The sequence below is a fragment of the Bradyrhizobium sp. CCGUVB23 genome, assembly GCF_024199885.1.
Taxonomy (GTDB): Bacteria; Pseudomonadota; Alphaproteobacteria; order Rhizobiales; family Xanthobacteraceae; genus Bradyrhizobium.
The window spans coordinates 2,551,370-2,568,938 of sequence record NZ_JANADQ010000001.1 but is presented as its reverse complement, the minus strand read 5'-3'; the positions used below and the strand labels follow the sequence as shown (position 1 = coordinate 2,568,938).

Genomic DNA, 17,569 nt, shown 5'->3' with positions numbered 1-17,569 from the left:
TGCCCCATTCGTCTCCTTGATCCACAGATGGTGGTCGTCCCACGCAGACTGGTGGCGGATCGCACTGGCCGGTGCGATCTGCCCCGCGTGGCATAGCGTGTCAGCCGCGTTCGCTACGGCCAGCCCTTTGGCAACTGGAAACTGGGATTCAGGCAATACAGCTTTCACCATGCACACCTTACTCTGTGCTCTCCACCGGACTGCGGCGCCCGATTTTGAGACGTTCCCGGCATGCTTTGGTCCCGTTCCCCTTTCGGAGTCTCAGTCGTTTCCGACACCGGTAAGCCGGGCAAGTAAGAGCCATAACCAGCAGGCTCCATTCTTTCGAACACTCCCTTCTTCTCCACGCCTCAACGGCGCACGCCATCCGGCTTCGATCCCGCGCGCTCAAGGTTGTGTCCCTCGCCGAAGGCACTCGGGTCCCGGGGGCCCGGCGGGTTTCGCGCCGGTGTATGTAGGGGCGCGCCTGCCTGTGCTTTTTAAGCGATTTTGAGGACTGTCGTCGATCCTTGCGTCCAACCAACGGGTGACGCCGTGCAGCGCGCCAGCGGCTGCCTCCCTTGTGAGTTGCCGCGCCTCTAGCCCCTCTTCTTGCACCACACGATACATTCTCCCGGCTGCTGCACTCCACGTGTCAAGGAAGACCAGCGAGGCGGCAAATTGGATTCCCCGCTTTTTGTCGGATGCCTGCCGACAGAGCTGAAGAGAAGAAGGTTGCGGCCCCGCGATCTTGCGCGAACTCTTCCTTTTTTGTTCGAGAGCAGAGTGGGACGGGTGGTGGGGCTTCCGCGACTGTTTGATGGCGGGCCGAAAGCGAGGCTCGCGAGGCTCCTCGCCGACCGCCGAGGAGTATCGAATGATCAAAGCTATCGCTCTCCTATTCTTTCTCAGGCGACATGGTCTTCAATACAGCGGGTGCTGAGCCAGCCCAATATTCGACCCATGAAGGCTGACGCTTCAAGCCATTGGCGAAAGAGCATCGTGCCGCGCCCTTTGCAGGCTCAAAAGATCCGAGCGGTCGATGCCGAAGAGAGGACAGTGTTGGGCCACGCCTGAACGGTTTGCCTCAAACCACTGCAAGATCGAGATTACGTATCCCTGATGGCGGCTGTCGGATTTCTGACGTGCTGTCAGAGCCGCGACACGTCCGCTTCAGCGGATCGCCTTCTCGTTCAAGGCTTTCGCGTTGGCACGAGCTTTGAAGAGAGAAACTCGTTCAGGACGGAAGTTCAAGGATTCTCAGGTGACCGACGATATCAATTACCCGTATGCGAGGAACGTGACTTCGGGACATTTAACGCCGCTACCCTTTTGGCTGCGCGCTCTTGCGAGATTTTCCGGCTAAATCGAGCACGCTGGGATCCAGTTCGCGCCGATAACCGTGTGCGATGTTGGTGATCGAGCATTTCGGTGTGTCGGCCAGCAGCCGCATCTCCTTCACACGAAGGCGGTGCCGCTGGCGGAAGTGACGGAGCGCTCTCATCAGTCGGCGAGCAGCGGGCGGGCCACGAGCTCAATGCGGATCTATCGCGCGCAATCGCTGATGTGAGCTCGCCTCACTAGTCATCGCGAGTTTTAGGGCAGGGAAGCGAATCCTCTTCTCTGTGAAGCAGAAGTTGTGGGGCCGGCAAAACAAACCGGACAGCGTTATTTCTATGGACAAACTCGTCGAAAAGCCCCAGCTCACCTTCCAGCACAAACGGAAGACATGGGGGAAATACCATCACTTCGCTGTCGAGCTTGCCGAAGTTGCGAAGCTCGCATGGCCGATGGTGTTGACGCAGCTTGGGCAGGTCGCGATGATGACGACCGACCTTGCCTTGATCGGGCGCATCGGTCCTGAGGCGCTTGCTGCAGCAGCGCTGGGGGCCACGACCTACCTCGTTGGCTTCACTCTTGGCGTGGGTTTGCTGGCGCCGATCGCGCCCCTGGCAGCCCAGGCGTTCGGGGCGGAGGATCTTGCCGCGGTAAGATGCACGCTGCGCATGGGACTCTGGGCGGCGCTGCTGCTATCGCTCCCGATCATGGCATTCGCGTTTCACGGTGAGCAAATACTGCTCGCTTGCGGCGAAGCGCCCGACGTGGCGCGGCTTGCACAGCAATACCTGTTCGGACTAGCCGTTGGCGTGGTGCCGGCACTGTGGTTTCAAGGTTTCCGCAACTTCATGGCCGCGGTCCACCGGCCGCAGCCGGTGTTGTGGATTACGCTTGGGGCCATCCCCTTCAACGCCCTGATGGCTTATCTCTTGATCTATGGGAGGCTGGGCCTGCCGCCGCTTGGCCTGTTCGGGGCCGGTCTTGCAAGCACCTTCATGAACTTTGCGATGTTCCTGGTCGTTCTGTGGTTTACGACAATGCGTCGCCCTTTCCGAGATTATCACGTCCTTGCGCATTTCTGGCATTTCGATTGGCCCTTCATGCGGCGGTTGCTCGTGACCGGGATTCCGATCTCACTGATTGTTTTGCTGGAATACGGATTGTTTTCCGCCGCGGGGCTGCTGGCCGGACTGGTCAGCGTCAGCGCACTCACTGCCCATCAGATCGCATTCCAGGTCGACTTGATGTTGTTCGTGGTTCCGCTAGGCATCAGCACGGCGGCGGCCGTGCGCGTTGGCCATGCAGTCGGCCGCGGTGACGGTCCCGGCGTCAAAAGGGCAGGGCTGATCGCTATACTGCTCGGCATTCTGGCTGCTGCACTGCTGACGACCGCGGTCGTCGCGATGCGTTTTCAGATTACCGGTCTTTTTATGGACCAGACGGCTGACGGCACCGGCGCGACGACAGAACTGGCGGCAAACCTCCTTTTGATCGGCGCGAGCTTCTTTGTCAGTGATGCCGCACAGCACATTGCGGCGGGCGGTTTGCGCGGACTGAAGGACACCCGCGTCCCGCTACTGTTCGCCTGCATAGCCAATTGGGCGATCGGCTTCACCCTTAGCTACGTGCTTGGTTTGAAGATCGGGCTTGGCGCCATTGGTATCTGGATCGGATTGTCAATTGGGACGACCGTCTACGCGGGCTTTCTCGTTTTGCGTTTCCTGCTGCTGGCGAGCAGGTTTGCCCTTCAGAGATGTCCGTCAATCTCGTAAGTCAGGTTATTGCGAGCCAGAATGCTTGGACCATCAACCAGGTTGGCTCATCCGATTAACCAATCAAGCCCTTTGCTTCGAAAGATGATGCTGCTGTCGGGCAACCTCATCCGATTGGGGGAGCCGAGCTGCCGCCAGTATTGTGTTGCGCAGACTGGCGATCTCAGCTTCTCGATCACGCAAGCGGCTTTTTAGGTGCTCTTCGCTCTCGCGCAATTCTCCTCGCAAGTGTTCAATCTTGCGATGTGCTGAACGCCTTTGTTGCGCGCGGTTTTAATCGGATCGTGCTTCTTCCGCGTGGTCTTAGATTTGTGGTTGAAGCCATGTCGGTCCTTTCTTTCTTGTGTTTTCGTAGTCAATCATTTGGCCGAGTGTTCATCACGCCTCGCCTACAAATTTCATTAAAGGATCGATATCATCCTGGTCCGCCGCCTTGAGCGCAGCGATATACGCAGTTCGCCGTTCATTCATCTTTTGAAGATCATGCCGCCCGCCCAGTCAATCGGCTTTGCGTTATAGACACGATCTAGAACCGTATCCGCCATGATGCGAGCATGCCTGCCGTTGCCGTTGGGAAACGGATGAATCTTTACAAGGCGATGGTGCAGGCGAACCGCTGCCTCTGAAGGCGAGTAAGTTTTGTTGTCAGCCCAGTACTTCGCATCGCCCATAAGGGTACGCACATCGACCGGGATGTGAATAGGATCGATGCCGAAGTTCTTGCCTGTCCTTCGGAACGTGCCCGCCCAGTCCCACACGTCACCGAACAGGCGCTTGTGTAACATAATGGCAAAATTGTCGGTAAGGACGTGTGCCCGCTGGCGACCAAGCCAACGCAGGCCAGACTCGATATTGGCCTGTTCCAATTGATCGAGTTCGCCTTGCGTTGTGATGTGCTTATGCTTCAGCCCGCCAAGCTCGTTTGGGTCAAGCGGCATCGCCCCTTGCGGATACTGAATATCCTCGATCATTTATCGTTCCAAAAATTCGGAGGCATTTCCAGCGCAATCTCTCGAGTGAGACGTTCGACTTCTTGAGCGATCTTGTCGTCTGGCAATTTCTGGTTTTCGAGGGCCATATGCTTGCTGGCGGTGCCGACGATCGCCATGGCCTTTTTGCGTGCCTGGGTCGTGATTATATCTTCGATGCGCCCTGACGCCGGGACGATCGCATAAACGAAGCGGCATCCCATCGCCTCGGCTGCCGTCTGCATGGATTTCAGGGTGACACCGCCCGTGAGTTCGGCGTGTTCTGCTTTCGTGATGCGTGCGCGGGTGACACCCATCTTCATTGCGACATCAGTACCCGACATACCGAGCGCACTCCGAACCGTGCGCAGCCAGCCTTCCGGCGGCGTCTTGAGACCGGCAAGGGTTGAGGCAGCGCTGTCGACGATGCTGCGGTATTGCTGCTGGACAATGGTTTTGATGCCCATCTGTTAACTCTTATGTATACACAATAGCTGAAATTGGATACTTATATATATCCAAATACGTCAAATTGTCAACTTATATGTATCCAATATCCGATGATGCGGCTACATATAAGTATACGAAAATCGCGGCCAATGGCCTAAATCCGCGGAAAACGCCTTTCCAGCTACCTCAGCGCCAACAGACCAACGGCCGGGACAGGACGGCTATCAAGCCCATGCCGCCGACGATGATCAGTGCCGATCATCATCGCGCTGATAATGATACGGCGATTATCGCGCCGATGATGATGGCGATCCTGATCGTGCCGAGGATCATGATCCACGGCGATCCTCGCGCTTCATGGATCATCCCTCGTCTGGCCTGTAACCCCCGGGGCGGGTTTGCTTAGGGGCAGCGCTCGCCCGATCTGGCGGGCAAGGCTGTGCACTTTGCCGAGGTCGATGGCCACGTAACATCCGACGTAAGAAGTGGGCGGGATGTCGGAAACACCTCGAACGGATCCTTGTGTTTTGGCTTCCGATAGGTTTAAAGCCCGTCACCTCATGACCTCGGCGTGAACGAGAAGCGATTCATGCGGCATTGCCGTGCTCGAACAAAGTAACGATGCCGGCGTAGCTCACACATTTGAATCGATTTGCGGCTCTCAAAGGAATCCCCCATGCCCAAGATGACCAAGAACCAGCTAATTGACGCGATTGCTGAAGGAACGCAGATTTCCAAGGCTGACGTAAAGGCCGTCATCGAGCAGATGGCGAGTGTAGGCTACAAGGAGTTGAACCAGTCCGGTGAGTTCGTCATTCCCGGCTTCGTAAAGATGTCGGTGGTGAACAAGCCCGCTACTGAGGCCCGTAGCGGAGTTAATCCCTTCACGAAGCAGCCGATGGAATTCGCGGCCAAGCCAGCCAGCAAATCGGTTAAAGCGTCACCGCTCAAGGTTGCTAAAGACGCGGTGCGGTATGAAGAGGCCCCCGCTCTCAGTGGCTAAAATGCGGCTGGAGTAGCCGAGGCGGGCGTCGGCGCCAGAGGCAATCAACGGAGTCCGCGTTGGACAGCCTCGCAAAGCGAGGCTTGGCCCACAAACAAAGGGCTACGAAATGCAGCTACTCGGCCCGCGCTTGGCTCGCCTCAGAGGTCTGAATGCGCTCGCGACGCAGGTCGGGGAGTGGGTGTAGCGATGGATTGCAGTTAGCGTGCCGCCAATACCCGAAGCGGAAGCGCGCTGGCCGACAGCCGGCCGAAATCGACGTGGCGGTCGGCCATGCTCTTTCCGAGCAATTGCCGGATCGGTTTCCCATGACAGTCGCGGCTAAAAAGAAACCAAACCATAGCGATAGCGTCGTTGCCCTGACAGACGTGTCCATTGTCATCCACAAAGTCGACCCGGAGGAATTGAGGCTTCTTGTGCACTGCCCGAAGCATCACAGCGAAGATGCGCGAAAAGCTTTACATACTTCGCCGCGATCTGGTCGAGGATGATTCCGATCCCGCCTCCATTCGTCCAGCAACAGGCAAGCCCTTTCGCCAATATCGACTGGGCCGAGAACGTGGTGCTAAAACCGATCTCCGGATCGTTCAGAATTTCGGACCCGAATCGCCGCTGAAGGGGGAGCAGTGGCCAAGAAGCAAAGCATTCCGAGGCGGCTGTTCAAATGCCGCGCGTTCGGCAATCGCACATTGGATATGATCAATCTCTTTTATACCGATCCGAGCACGTTCAATGATCCGCTCGACGCGCGGCCATCGCTTTGCTGATTCCGCATGCGGAACTTCGTCGGCGCGCAGCATCATATCGCTTCAAAAACGCGCAATGTATTCATCGACGGGTTTTGCTGATCAGCCCCCCAATGGCTTGTCGTGTCCCTGCGGGACCGGGCTGTCGGCTGGCGCGGAAAAACCCGGCTTGAGCCGGGTTTTCGCCCTTCAGGCTTCCATCCTGACAGAAGCTGCGGCTGGCGCGGAATTTCGTAAGGCTTCGGCGACAGACGATGCAGGAGAGGAAGAGTGGAGCGGTGTAGGCCGTGACGGGTTGAGGGTCGGAGGAGAGTCTTCCGGCGCCCGTCATGGAGATTGCCCCCATGAATACGCAGGTTCTTGATGCCCACCGCGATACAAGCGGCGGCTACAGAGTGGATGTAAGTCGCGGCGAGCGCGTCGGTCGGGTGTCCTCGGAGTGGTTTTCTCGTCCCGCTGATGAGCGTTATCTCTCGCTCAACGAATTGGCCCGCACGGTGCGCGAGCGCACGGACCGCAGCAGGACGCGCGTGGTCGAAAGCGCGCTCATCCATGTGGAAGCAAGCCGTACCGACCCCGAACGCTTGGCACTGATGCTGCCCGGCTCGGACAAGCCAGTCGCGCCGACCCACTGGAGCTTCGGCCAGCTTGCAAGCCAGGTTGGCGCTCCAGCCGCTTACCTACGACAGCTCCCCGCGGCACTCGCAGGCATCAACCTGCAATATGGTCTGACCGCCAATCGCGTCGAACAGATCAAGACGCTCGAGACCGAGGATAGCCGCGTTGAGCTGCGCGCCGTCACCGGCCCCGACTACGGGCGGATCTATGACCACGAGTTGGTCGAGGCCGTGCAGCGCATCGCCGGCAATGGCACGGGCGATACGCGGTGGAAGGTGCCGGGTGTGCTCGACTGGTCGACCGGGATCTACAATCCACGTGTCGACATTTCCAAGGACACGACCACCCTCTATGCATCGGACAGGGACGTCTTCCTTTTCCTCGTCGATGACCTCAACCCGATCGAAGCTGGTCGTCTCCGGGACGGCTCGCCTGACCTCTATTTCCGCGGCTTCTACTGCTGGAACTCGGAAGTCGGGGCGAAGACGCTCGGCATGGCGAGCTTCTATCTCCGTGCAGTTTGTCAAAACCGTAATTTGTGGGGCGTGGAGGATTTCGAGGAAATCACCATCCGCCATTCCAAATACGCAGCCTCCCGCTTTGCTCACGAGGCCGCTCCGGCGCTGCTGAACTTCGCCAACTCCTCACCCATGCCATTCGTCAATGGCATTAAGACCGCCCGCGAGCGGATCGTGGCGCGCGGCGACGAGGATCGCACCGAGTTTCTGCGCCGCCGCGGTTTCTCCAAGGCCGAGACAAGCAAGGTGATCGACGCGGTGCTGGCGGAGGAAGGCCGTCCGCCTGAAAGCATCTTCGATTTTGTGCAGGGCATCACCGCCGTCGCGCGCGACAAGCCGCATCAGGATGCCCGCCTGGACATGGAGGCCAAAGCCAAGAAGTTGCTCGATCGGGTGGCGTGATTTCCGCGACGCCGGGCATTTTTCGGATCTTAATGCTCGGTGCGTCTGCGCTTTTCCGATGCGCGGATTTTAGTTGTGCTTCCTCTCGAAAAGACCGGAATGCGACGCCGTCGCGGGCCCATAATCCCGCGACGGCTTTCGGCGGGGACCCGTTGGCAAACTCGCAGTTGCGTGCAGCACAGAAAGTGCACCGCAAGATACTGCTGCAGAGTGTCGGGAGCCGCCGCTATCGCGCGCTTGGACTCCTGGTGAAGCGGACGCCTTGTGAAGACCGCGTCGGTCCGCTGCATTGTCGGTGATGCGATCACCGAGATCAGCGCGGAAGAGGCTCAGCTCGCCGATATCGTTTCATCGCGTCGCGCCTCATCCCCTCGGGCCAGTTTCGTGTATCCCAGACGTTGCGCGAACAAGGCTGTTCCGAGCAAGACATCGCGGCTATTTTCTTCGTTTCCATCAACATGATCAAATAGCAGCTCCGGCTCGCGGTAGTCTGTCCGGCAGCGCGTTTCGCCGTGTTCGCGCGGGAGCGCGGCGTTTCCAGTACTCGATGAGCTGCAGGGGCACGATCTCGTGTGCTTCCGCGCGCCGCGGCGCTGCCAGGGCGATCCGTTGTTGCAGCTTACGAACGCGATGCGCGAGGCCCGTATCGCCTGGTGGCCCGGCGTGAGGGCGGCCGCGTGATAAGAGCTGAGAGGGCCGCCGTTACGGGTTTGAGCCGGCCTGGTCCAGAGAGAGCGCCAGCCGGCTCGACCCGCTCCTGCTCTCCGAAAGAAATCCTGCCATGACCGAATCTCTCGCCGGCGGCGCTGTCGCCGCGCCGCTATCGATGCGTGCCGCTGCAAATATCACCTCCGCCGTCGTCAGGGCTGCGCGGCAGCTCTTGACGGACCTCGAACGCGACCGTCGTATCGATGTCGGTGTCCTGCGCAGCGCTATGAAGGCTGCCTTTGGCGCCTCGGACGCGGACGGCGCCTGGAACTGGAAGACCGCCTATGACACTTTCGAGGCGGCGACCGTTCTATTTGTGCGCAAGTTTGGTCCGGTCATGCGGTCCAAGCCTGGTTCGACGGTCGCGATGCTGCCCCTGCTCGCGAGAACTGTAAAGTGTCTGCAGATCCATACGCGGCGTTCCGAGGACTGTCAGGCGCTTCAGCAATTCTCGACCCCGATCCCGCTCGGGCTTGCGGCATGCACCGCAGCCGGCATTACGCCGGCCGACCGCATTTTGAAGCCCTCAGCGCGGACCGGCTTGCTCGCCACCTTTGCCGAAGAATTGCAGTCGATCCGCATTCCCGGATCGTGCGCACATCCGATCAAGCTCGTGCAATCCGCGGCGGTGGAGTCCGTTGCGTTACCGAAGCCGAACGACCGTCCGCACCGGCCTTCAAGTCTTATGGCCGATGGTGTTCTGTCGGACGTCCGGCTCGGCGCAGGCAAGGGGCAGGTCGCCGGTATCCTGCTCGACAATTGGCTCAAGGGCCGCCGCCGGGCGGTCTGGATCAGCAAGTCTGACGAACTGATCGAAGATGCGCAGCGCGACTGGTCCGCGCCCGGCATGGCGCGGCTGCTTGTGAGACCGCTGTCGCGTTTCCGTCAGGACACCCCGATCCGGCTTTCGGAAGGCGTCCGATTTACCACCCACGCTACGCTGCCCACCGACGAACGCGGCGAAAAGCTTTCGCGTGTAACGCAGATCGTTGAATGGTTGGGCTCCGACTTCGACCGAATGATCGTCTTCGAGGAGAGCCACGCCGGGAAGCCCGTTTTCGAGCTCGCCGAAGATCTTCAGCTCCGCCGCGTACGAGTGATGGATGTAAACCGCACTGAAGTCTCCGGGTTCAACGGCACGATGGGGGACCGTCCCAAGTCTTACGGCCTTTTCCGCGAGATCATCTCCTGGAAGCTGCGCAGGTTCGTCCCGGCAGATGCGACCCGATCTGGGATCCGCGCCCAAAAGCGGGAGCGCTATCCGCTTAGGCGGATCGCTGAACGCGAGGCCGCGTGATGGGACGCCCGCTTTCCGAACTGGCACATCGTCTCGCGCGTGAGGCCGAGGCGGTGTGCCGCCATTATCTCTCCAACGGCCGGCTCCAAGGCCGCTACTGGATGGTTGGTGATGCCCGCAACACGCCGGGACGCTCGATGTTCGTGCGACTGATGGCCTCCCCCAAGGGGCCAGCCGGCAAATGGACCGACGCTGCAACGGGTGAGCATGGCGACCTGCTCGATATCATCCGCGAAAGCTGCGGGCTTGTTGATTTCCGTGACGTTGCCGGGGAGGCGCGGCGTTTTCTCAACTTGCCTCGTTCGACCCCCGCGCCATCCTCTAAGGTTGCGCACAATAAAGCACTGGCGGGTTCGCCCGAGGCGGCCGTGCGCCTCTACGCCATGTCGCGGCTGGTCGCCGGAACTCTCGCGGAAGCCTATTTGCGTGGCCGGGGCATTGCACCTTGCTGCATCGATGGTGAGCTGCGCTTCCACCCGCACTGTTACTACCGATCCGATGAGGACACCGAAACAGAGATCTGGCCGGCATTGATCGCTCGCGTTACGGATCTAAATGGTCGGATTACTGGCGTGCATCGCACCTGGCTTGATCCTCACGGCTTCGATCGCGTGCGCCTCGGAAAAGCGCCAATCGACACGCCGCGACGTGCCATGGGCGATCTGCTCGGTAACGCGGTCAGATTCGGTGCCGCCGATGAGGTGCTTACGGCGGGAGAGGGGATCGAGACGATGCTCTCGCTCCGCTGCGCGGCTCCGACGATGCCAATGGCTGCTGCGCTTTCCGCAAACCATCTTGCCGCCCTGCGGCTTCCGCTGACGCTACGTCGCCTCTACATTGCACGCGATGCCGATGCGGCAGGCGCTCTCGCGGTAGCGGCCCTGACCGAGCGCGCCATGCAGGCCGGTGTCGAGGCGATTGCCTTATCGCCTCGACTTTCAGACTTCAACGAGGACCTGCGAACGTTCGGCCTCGGCGCGCTGCGAGCGGCACTGCGCATCCAACTCGCGCCGCAGGATGTCGTTCGCTTCATACGCCGGGGAACGGCCAGGTGACAGATGTTTGTTCTGCCGTCCTGACCGATCTGGTGAGGCCCATGCCCGACAGAGCCGCGCCGACTTCAAAAAGGCGATCTCTGCGCCGCAGCCCAAAGCACGTTCGCATCGTGGATTAGTCCAAGGCTGATAAAGCGGCACGCGCGGGAGTAAGTCGGTTCTGTCACACAACCAAGATCCAGCACTCGTTCTTGAAGTCACCTTGCCTCAGCTGCTGCAAATTCTCGGACCTGGCGAGGCGAAAATCGGAACGGGTAGGGAAAAGTGGAACTCGCGTCGTTGTTCCGGAGTGGGAAGCTTTATTCTCGCTGGGCGGCAGATCGGAGAGAGATCCGCCAATTGTTGGAAATTCACTTGAACCGCACCTTACGTCAGGTTGTAGGCACGCTTGGAGACTTGCTCATGACCAACGACGCGTAGAGTTGAAATGCTTGATTTGTGCGCAGGAAGAGCCGCGTTCCCTCAGTCCTCCATGAACCCGGAGGAGTATTCGAGCATCATCAGCGTGCTCGACGTTATCAACTGTCCGGCCATTTGGATGGATCGAAACGGCTCGGTGCTGGCTGTGAGCGCCAAGGCTTCAAAGCTGTTTGACGGCGAGCTCTTCGTGCGGGGGCGGCGTCTTTACGTCACCGATTACCAATCGCGCATGAAATTGGAGGAGTTGCTGAATCGGGTCCGTTTGGCGTCCTGCTCGCAAGAGATTTTCGCTTCGCAAGTCGTAATCCATCGTTCGGATCGTCGACCGATCATTATCGAAGCCGTCTGGCAAGAGTGGCCCTGCAAAAGCTCGACTTGTGACATCGGCGCTCTTCTTCTCCTGACGGATCTGAATGAGATGCCTGTCATTTCTCAAATTTCTCTTATAGAGATCTTCGGCTTGACTCGCGTTCAAGCACATCTTGCACGACTCCTCGTCATGGGAAAATCGCTAAAGGAAATCGCCCGCGAAATGAACATTTCCGCGGGAACGGCTCGCAATCACCTCAAAGCCGTTTTTGTGCGGACCGCGACCAAGCGACAGGGCGAGTTGATCTCGCTGTTGTCCCGCCTTCGTTAGTGCTGCGAATAATGTGTGAGCAGCTTGCATCTTGGGCCGCCTTTATGAGAAATAGCCGACCGGCTTTCGTTGTTGCCAGCGATCGCAACACGGACAGCCCACACGTAGCTATCCTGCTTGCTGTTAGGAATGGCGCACGTTTCCTGTCCGAACAACTCCAATCATATGCGGAGCAGACCCACCCCAACTGGTCCGTCCATGTCTCGGATGACGGATCCAGCGATGGAACCCACGATATAATTCAGGACTTCGCGGGCGGCGTGCCGCAGGAGGTGACCCTGCGCTGTGGCCCTCGCACGGGAGCTGCGGCCAACTTCTTAAGTTTGTTGTGCGATGGCAAAATTGAAGCGGATTATTTCGCCTTCAGCGATCAGGATGACATTTGGTATGCCGAAAAGCTCGGCAGGGCGATCAACATGCTGCGCACCGTGCCGCGCGACCAGCCCGCGCTCTACTGTTCGCGAACTGAACTGATCGATGAAGCAGGGCGCCATCTTGGATACTCGACCGCATTCAAACGTCCTCCGAGCTTTCGAAACGCGCTTGTCCAAAATGTCGGAGGGGGAAACACTATGGTGTTCAATCGGCTTGCCGGCGATCTACTCCGGCATGTGCCCGATGAGATCGTTGTCGCCCATGACTGGATGACTTATCTTACGGTCTCTGCAGCAGGCGGGATGATCTTCTATGATCAGACTCCTTCGGTGAGATATCGTCAGCATCGGGACAACTTGGTTGGGTCAAATCTGGGCTTTCAAGCCGCCGTTCATCGCGCGAAGAAGATCCTTGCGGGTCAGTGGCGAGGCTGGAATTCCCTCAATGTCACGGCACTGATGCACCACCTATCACACCGCATGACAGAGGAGAACATGAGTGTTCTCGAGAGATTCGTTGAGATGCGCCTAGCGGAAAGCCTCCCGCGACGTTTGTGGAACTTGTGGCGGTCCGGAGTTTACCGGCAGACGCCGCTCGCAAATCTCGCAATGCTGTTGGCTGTGATCGCGAACAAGGTTTGATGATCTGCTTCCGACGAAAGCTTGGGCGTTTGCGGCCTAATTTTGTTCGGCTATCACCTCGAAGCCTCCCTCATATCTGATCGGCCTGCCCACTCGCCTTCGTTTGCTATTCGCAGCGCTCACACGCTCCATGGTGAAGACCCGCGGTCGTATTCAATACCATCGAAAGGAAGTCACATGACGGTCGAAATCCAGTCTCTTGCCATCGCGGAGGTGAAGCTCATCCGGTCACCGAAGTTCGGCGATCATCGAGGCTTTTTTTCTGAGACCTGGAATAAGCGCGCCTTGCTGGAAGGTGGCCTTGAACTTGATTTCGTCCAGGATAACCACTCGTTCTCGGCTGCGACAGGCACCGTGCGAGGGCTACATTTTCAGATCCCACCGCGTGCGCAAGCAAAGCTTGTGCGTGTGGTACGCGGCGCCATCTTTGATGTTGCCGTCGATATACGCGACAACTCACCGACCTATGGTCAGCACGTGAATGCTATGATTTCGGCTGAGACAGGGAGCCAACTTCTGGTACCTGCAGGCTTCGCGCATGGCTTCATGACGCTCGAAGAGAATACGGAGGTCCTTTACAAGGTCACCGATTATTACGCACCAGACTGCGATAGGGGCATTCTTTGGAGCGATCCCGACCTCGGGATCGAGTGGCCTCTACGCCGTGCGAGTGCAGTTCTCTCGGACAAGGACAGCCGGTATCCGCGCCTTAGGGACTTGACAGATGTATGCTCCGAAGCGCGGGTTTGACATCAGCCTCCAGCCTTCGCTTTGGAACAACCGGCCAGGTATCTGCAGCGACAGCACCGTGCCTGGTCTGGTGTTGATTGGCCGTCGATCACCCCCTAGCATGGCGCATGTATCCTCGTGGCGTGAGCGTCATCTCAAATCCTGGCGAAGAGAGCACCTCTCAGCATGATCGCTTGACCTCCGAGCTTACTATGACCGGTCCCCGAGCACGTAGCCGCTGCCCTCTATCGGTACATCGACGCGACCAATTGAGCCCCGTCGCGGCATCTTCCAAGAACCAGCGTGTTGCGCGGGGCAACCACCGATGCATGTTCGGATATATTTCTGACCGACCAGGATGCATACAGTTTGCCGGGTTGGCAGCGCCGAGCAGGCGACAGGCCGTCGACCGTCAGGGCAGCGACTTTCGGCCTTACGGCTCAGGCCATTTCTTATAGTTCAGCCAAAGATGATTGCTGAACCTTGCAGCAGAAGGCCTATCCCCGAGAGCGACGCGCCTCTGCGGCCAAAAATTGCTCATGTCTTGGATGGAGTGACGCGGTTATTTGCCCTGCGCGTCTAGATGTGTGGGACCCGCGCAATAGATCGCCCCCCGTTTCATGAGATCATCAACCGTTGCGATCTGCTCAGAGACTGTCTTCGCTGCTTCGTGGATCACCGCGCCTGCCTTCACGACGCACGAGCCCGGATCAGTCCTGTCAGACAGTGCCTGATACCGACACCTACGTAGCCGATTATTGGATCGCGCAGCAAAGTGCCCATCGAACGAAACATCAAAGCATGTCGCTTCCTCAAGTGCGGCAGGATCGCTCCGATGTCGGTAAGGACACGGTTGATTGCCTCGCGGTCACCGCGGCGAACAGCCGTTACGTATTCGCCGTGCAGGTTTGCGTAAAACCGCGGCGCGATCAGGTCACGGACGAAATACCGATTCTGACGAGGATTGTCGGGAAAGGTCGTCGCAAGCTTGTATGCGTAGATCATACGGGACCTCGCCATGCGCGGGCTATACGATGTCGAGCCTGGATAGATGCGCCATTTCGAAAGAGGTTCGTCAAGATAGACGTGATCGTATCCGGCGCGAAACAGCCGTAGAAATAGGTCATCATCCTCATAACCGGATAGCCTTTCGTCGAATCCACCGACGGCCTCGAATGCTCGCCGCGAGATGAGTGAGGCTGATGGCAGGATGAACATGTCCCTGGCCAGACACTCGATAATGCTTCGTTTTGGGTGTTGAGCGGGCACCCCATCCAAATAGCGCTTTGTGACCATTCCGCCGCTTTCATCGATTTCATCAAGGTTGCTGTAGACCCAGCCAAGTGGAATTCCGCGCTTCTTCTGGAATGGCTTGGACAGCCTCTCGAGGTGATGAGGATGCCAGACATCATCCTGATCAAGCAGGGCAATCAGACGACTTTTGGAGTGGGAGACACCAAAATTTCGAGCAGACGATTGGCCGCCGTTCGGCTTGCGAAGCAGCCTGATCTTCGGATGTACCATCGCCAGGCTCGCGACGATGGCCGCTCCATTATCGGTTGAGCCGTCGTCCACAACCAGAACCTCGCTCGGGGGAAGGGTCTGAGCCAGCACGCTTGCGACAGATTCTTTGATGAACATGGCGCCATTGTACATCGGAATAATAGCCACGATCGAGAGATCATCGGACGCGCCCATGGGAACTCCTAGTTGTCAACCTGCAGTGAAGGGGATCTAATCTAAAGTTGAATCTATCGCAATCTGGGTGCCGAACAAGTTGGCGACAGCGCTGTGCGGAAGTCGTATCGCCGATATAGATCAGCGCTCCCTAGACGACCAAGACACGTGGTCGTCCGACATAAGCAAGCAGGCCACCCCGAGCGCGCCATGTGGGCGCCGGTCCATCCTGCGCCGCGCATTGTCGATCTCTCTTACGGCGATGTGCTGATCGCTGACGTGCATCAAAACGATCCCGTATCGGATGTCGTCGCGCTCGCGCAGGCCTGCAGCTGGCGCCTGATCCTCAACGCATCTGCGTCGACCATCCGGCCTACGCGCGGCGAGTGAAGAACGCGAGACTTCCGGGCTCTTTATCGCGGCCAAACGCGTCACCGTCAGCGTCATTCTTGAACGCACCTTGTCGTGAAGCGAGGGGTAGACGAGATTCACGATCGCTTTGAAGCGATCGGCTTCTCTGTTCAGCTTGGCATCGGCACAGTTCTCAATCAGAGACCTATCCTGATGCGAGGCGTCTTCCCGCGGATTGGCACTATCTTGAGGCTTCGCCGCCTCGCAAATAACCTGCTTGCAGCGCGGCCTTAAGCTCAGTCCCGAACAGACGCTAGGAAGTATCAAGTACCACCGGCACAGATCTCCGCGTATGCTTGTAGGACGGCCTCAATTTCACCAAACATCTGGATTCGACCGCGCTCCATCCAAATGGCTTTGGTGCACCACTGCCGACAAATTTCGAAGCTGTGAGAAGCAAGCACCAGGATGCTGGCTCGTTCTACGAAGGAAGCTACACGGTGCTGCGCTTTGGCAAGAAAAGCTGCATCGCCAGCCATGATCCACTCATCCATCAATAGGATTTCCGGCGAGAAACAGGTTGCCACGGCGAACGTCAATCGCGTCATCATACCCGATGAATAGGTCCGTACCGGGATGCTCAGATAGTCACCGAGCCCGGTAAAATCGCCAATGTCCGCCATGTGCGATTCTATCTGGCTCGAGCTTAGCCCAAGCAGCATGCCACGCAGCCGGATATTGTCGTATCCGCTCAAGTCAGCGTCGATTCCCAAGGCGATATCAAACAGAGGTGAAATCCGGCCACGGGACGTTACGTTCCCGCTTGTCGGTTGGTAGACTCCGGCCATTGCTCGAAGCAAGGTTGTCTTACCGGCCCCGTTTCTTCCGATGAGAGCTATGCGATCACCGGCGGTCAACCGCAAAGAGACGTTTCGGAGCGCCTCGACGACGATCCGATGACTGGCATCTGTTGCAAGCTGGCCGCCTGTGCCACGAAACAACAGATGCTTTTTGAGGGAGCGCGAACCTGTTTGGTAGATAGGAAAGGAAACGCTTACATCGTCAAACGCAAGCAGAGCCGTCCGGTCAAAGGCTGATGTAACCATCCTTAGATCCAATACGCGATTCGGCCGCGGAAGCGCGAAAGCAGATAGACTGATACGCCGATGTTGAGGACTGTGATCAATACGACCGCGCAGTAGTTTTCCGTTGATGGCATCTCTCCCAGGAGCGGCGCGCGCGCCACCTGCAGCAGATGAAAGAACGGATTGTATCGGGTGATAAAGGCGTGTCCCCTCAGTAAGTCCGGCCGCCAAAAGATCGGTGTGAGAAAGAACAGAATTTGGACGACCGAATTGATGACTTGCGGAATGTCGCGAAATCTCGCGGAGACCATTCCAATTGTCAGGCTTGCAAAGATCCCATTCACGACAATGGCCAAGAGGCCAACGACCGCTAAAAGGGCAACCGATCCAGGCCAAATTCTGAAATAAATAACAACGCCCAAATATACGATGAAATTGTGTGCAAAAATGATCAGCTTGGTCCAGTTGAAACGAAAAACATAGACCGAGAAAGGCAAGCTAATTTGCTTGATGTAGCACTCAGAGCCGGTGAACAGCGTCCCGCTCTCAGTCAAATAGCTCGCCATCAACGTCCAGACCAACATGCCGGAACAGAAGAACGGAATAAATCGGTCGACTTCCTGCTGAAAGAGCTCCGCATATACCACGCCCAAAGCGATGACCATGACGCCCATGCTGGCGGTCAACCAAAACGGGCCCAGAACGGAGCGCCGATACCGCTGGACGATCTCGTTCCAACCCAAGGACCCCCAAAGCCTCCAATGGGTTAGGCCATCCAGGAGATCCAAGCGGGCACT

General features: G+C 58.1%; 17 protein-coding genes. 10 read left to right on the top strand and 7 right to left on the bottom strand.

Annotated features, from left to right (window positions below; translation table 11 throughout):
- Positions 1 to 1,303: 1,303 nt before the first annotated feature.
- Positions 1,304 to 1,432: a hypothetical protein gene (locus NLN62_RS52960; RefSeq protein WP_256575912.1), complete on the bottom strand. Its 129-nt coding sequence runs from the start codon at positions 1,430 to 1,432 to the stop codon at positions 1,304 to 1,306.
- A gap of 223 nt (positions 1,433 to 1,655) precedes the next feature.
- On the opposite strand from NLN62_RS52960, the gene NLN62_RS11725 reads away from it, so the two are divergent.
- Positions 1,656 to 3,089, top strand: coding sequence for an MATE family efflux transporter (locus NLN62_RS11725; protein ID WP_254108863.1), 1,434 nt, complete (start codon positions 1,656 to 1,658; stop codon positions 3,087 to 3,089).
- Positions 3,090 to 3,556: 467 nt separating this feature from the next.
- Here the strand turns inward: NLN62_RS11725 and NLN62_RS11720 are convergent, their stop codons facing one another.
- Both NLN62_RS11720 and NLN62_RS11715 read right to left on the bottom strand, forming a co-directional pair.
- Positions 3,557 to 4,060 (bottom strand): mobile mystery protein B, encoded by a 504-nt coding sequence (locus NLN62_RS11720; protein WP_254108862.1) that lies wholly within the window; start codon positions 4,058 to 4,060, stop codon positions 3,557 to 3,559.
- Positions 4,057 to 4,524: a mobile mystery protein A gene (locus NLN62_RS11715; RefSeq protein ID WP_254108861.1), complete on the bottom strand. Its 468-nt coding sequence runs from the start codon at positions 4,522 to 4,524 to the stop codon at positions 4,057 to 4,059. The genes NLN62_RS11720 and NLN62_RS11715 overlap by 4 nt, the downstream gene beginning before the upstream one ends.
- Positions 4,525 to 4,739: 215 nt before the next feature.
- On the opposite strand from NLN62_RS11715, the gene NLN62_RS11710 reads away from it, so the two are divergent.
- Positions 4,740 to 4,913 (top strand): hypothetical protein, encoded by a 174-nt coding sequence (locus tag NLN62_RS11710; RefSeq protein ID WP_254108860.1) that lies wholly within the window; start codon positions 4,740 to 4,742, stop codon positions 4,911 to 4,913.
- Between the two features lie 270 nt (positions 4,914 to 5,183).
- A complete protein-coding gene (locus NLN62_RS11705) occupies positions 5,184 to 5,510 on the top strand; it encodes an HU family DNA-binding protein (RefSeq protein ID WP_254108859.1) in 327 nt (108 codons plus the stop codon).
- 587 nt (positions 5,511 to 6,097) lie between these two features.
- On the opposite strand, the gene NLN62_RS11700 is transcribed toward NLN62_RS11705, so the two are convergent.
- The gene (locus NLN62_RS11700; RefSeq protein ID WP_254108858.1) at positions 6,098 to 6,310 is read right to left on the bottom strand and encodes a hypothetical protein; all 213 of its coding nucleotides are present in this window, start codon (positions 6,308 to 6,310) and stop codon (positions 6,098 to 6,100) included.
- Between the two features lie 290 nt (positions 6,311 to 6,600).
- Here NLN62_RS11700 and NLN62_RS11695 point away from each other — a divergent pair, with 290 nt between their 5' ends.
- From NLN62_RS11695 to rfbC, 6 genes are all read left to right on the top strand, one after another.
- Positions 6,601 to 7,794, top strand: a complete 1,194-nt coding sequence (locus tag NLN62_RS11695) for a DUF932 domain-containing protein (protein WP_254108857.1) — start codon at positions 6,601 to 6,603, stop codon at positions 7,792 to 7,794.
- Between the two features lie 781 nt (positions 7,795 to 8,575).
- Complete coding sequence (locus NLN62_RS11690; protein WP_371932973.1) at positions 8,576 to 9,799, top strand: strawberry notch-like NTP hydrolase domain-containing protein; 1,224 nt, start codon at positions 8,576 to 8,578, stop codon at positions 9,797 to 9,799.
- Positions 9,799 to 10,854 (top strand): toprim domain-containing protein, encoded by a 1,056-nt coding sequence (locus NLN62_RS11685; protein WP_254108856.1) that lies wholly within the window; start codon positions 9,799 to 9,801, stop codon positions 10,852 to 10,854. Before NLN62_RS11690 ends, NLN62_RS11685 begins: the two co-directional genes overlap by 1 nt.
- Positions 10,855 to 11,326: 472 nt before the next feature.
- The gene (locus NLN62_RS11680; RefSeq protein WP_254108855.1) at positions 11,327 to 11,914 is read left to right on the top strand and encodes a LuxR C-terminal-related transcriptional regulator; all 588 of its coding nucleotides are present in this window, start codon (positions 11,327 to 11,329) and stop codon (positions 11,912 to 11,914) included.
- 11 nt (positions 11,915 to 11,925) lie between these two features.
- Positions 11,926 to 12,930 (top strand): glycosyltransferase family 2 protein, encoded by a 1,005-nt coding sequence (locus NLN62_RS11675; protein WP_254108854.1) that lies wholly within the window; start codon positions 11,926 to 11,928, stop codon positions 12,928 to 12,930.
- A gap of 177 nt (positions 12,931 to 13,107) precedes the next feature.
- Positions 13,108 to 13,680 carry a dTDP-4-dehydrorhamnose 3,5-epimerase gene (gene rfbC, locus NLN62_RS11670; protein WP_254108853.1) on the top strand — a complete coding sequence of 191 codons (573 nt, stop codon included), beginning with the start codon at positions 13,108 to 13,110 and terminating at the stop codon, positions 13,678 to 13,680.
- 669 nt (positions 13,681 to 14,349) lie between these two features.
- Here the strand turns inward: rfbC and NLN62_RS11665 are convergent.
- Complete coding sequence (locus NLN62_RS11665; protein ID WP_254108852.1) at positions 14,350 to 15,357, bottom strand: glycosyltransferase; 1,008 nt, start codon at positions 15,355 to 15,357, stop codon at positions 14,350 to 14,352.
- A gap of 189 nt (positions 15,358 to 15,546) precedes the next feature.
- Between NLN62_RS11665 and NLN62_RS11660 the strand changes: the two genes are divergently transcribed.
- Positions 15,547 to 15,726: a hypothetical protein gene (locus NLN62_RS11660; RefSeq protein ID WP_254108851.1), complete on the top strand. Its 180-nt coding sequence runs from the start codon at positions 15,547 to 15,549 to the stop codon at positions 15,724 to 15,726.
- Between the two features lie 284 nt (positions 15,727 to 16,010).
- Here the strand turns inward: NLN62_RS11660 and NLN62_RS11655 are convergent, their stop codons facing one another.
- Together NLN62_RS11655 and NLN62_RS11650 are read right to left on the bottom strand one after the other, a co-directional pair.
- Positions 16,011 to 16,793, bottom strand: a complete 783-nt coding sequence (locus tag NLN62_RS11655; protein WP_254108850.1) for an ABC transporter ATP-binding protein — start codon at positions 16,791 to 16,793, stop codon at positions 16,011 to 16,013.
- A gap of 2 nt (positions 16,794 to 16,795) precedes the next feature.
- Positions 16,796 to 17,515, bottom strand: coding sequence for an ABC transporter permease (locus NLN62_RS11650; protein ID WP_371932972.1), 720 nt, complete (start codon positions 17,513 to 17,515; stop codon positions 16,796 to 16,798).
- Positions 17,516 to 17,569 lie beyond the last annotated feature (54 nt).

Excerpts from the sequence above, each read along its gene's own strand:
- NLN62_RS52960 (WP_256575912.1), bottom strand. The coding sequence starts at position 1,432 with ATGCGGCTGCTGGCCGACACACCGAAATGCTCGATCACCAACATCGCA.
- NLN62_RS11725 (WP_254108863.1), top strand. The coding sequence starts at position 1,656 with ATGGACAAACTCGTCGAAAAGCCCCAGCTCACCTTCCAGCACAAACGG.
- NLN62_RS11720 (WP_254108862.1), bottom strand. The coding sequence starts at position 4,060 with ATGATCGAGGATATTCAGTATCCGCAAGGGGCGATGCCGCTTGACCCA.
- NLN62_RS11715 (WP_254108861.1), bottom strand. The coding sequence starts at position 4,524 with ATGGGCATCAAAACCATTGTCCAGCAGCAATACCGCAGCATCGTCGAC.
- NLN62_RS11710 (WP_254108860.1), top strand. The coding sequence starts at position 4,740 with ATGCCGCCGACGATGATCAGTGCCGATCATCATCGCGCTGATAATGAT.
- NLN62_RS11705 (WP_254108859.1), top strand. The coding sequence starts at position 5,184 with ATGCCCAAGATGACCAAGAACCAGCTAATTGACGCGATTGCTGAAGGA.
- NLN62_RS11700 (WP_254108858.1), bottom strand. The coding sequence starts at position 6,310 with ATGCTGCGCGCCGACGAAGTTCCGCATGCGGAATCAGCAAAGCGATGG.
- NLN62_RS11695 (WP_254108857.1), top strand. The coding sequence starts at position 6,601 with ATGAATACGCAGGTTCTTGATGCCCACCGCGATACAAGCGGCGGCTAC.
- NLN62_RS11690 (WP_371932973.1), top strand. The coding sequence starts at position 8,576 with ATGACCGAATCTCTCGCCGGCGGCGCTGTCGCCGCGCCGCTATCGATG.
- NLN62_RS11685 (WP_254108856.1), top strand. The coding sequence starts at position 9,799 with ATGGGACGCCCGCTTTCCGAACTGGCACATCGTCTCGCGCGTGAGGCC.
- NLN62_RS11680 (WP_254108855.1), top strand. The coding sequence starts at position 11,327 with ATGAACCCGGAGGAGTATTCGAGCATCATCAGCGTGCTCGACGTTATC.
- NLN62_RS11675 (WP_254108854.1), top strand. The coding sequence starts at position 11,926 with ATGTGTGAGCAGCTTGCATCTTGGGCCGCCTTTATGAGAAATAGCCGA.
- rfbC (WP_254108853.1), top strand. The coding sequence starts at position 13,108 with ATGACGGTCGAAATCCAGTCTCTTGCCATCGCGGAGGTGAAGCTCATC.
- NLN62_RS11665 (WP_254108852.1), bottom strand. The coding sequence starts at position 15,357 with ATGGGCGCGTCCGATGATCTCTCGATCGTGGCTATTATTCCGATGTAC.
- NLN62_RS11660 (WP_254108851.1), top strand. The coding sequence starts at position 15,547 with ATGTGGGCGCCGGTCCATCCTGCGCCGCGCATTGTCGATCTCTCTTAC.
- NLN62_RS11655 (WP_254108850.1), bottom strand. The coding sequence starts at position 16,793 with ATGGTTACATCAGCCTTTGACCGGACGGCTCTGCTTGCGTTTGACGAT.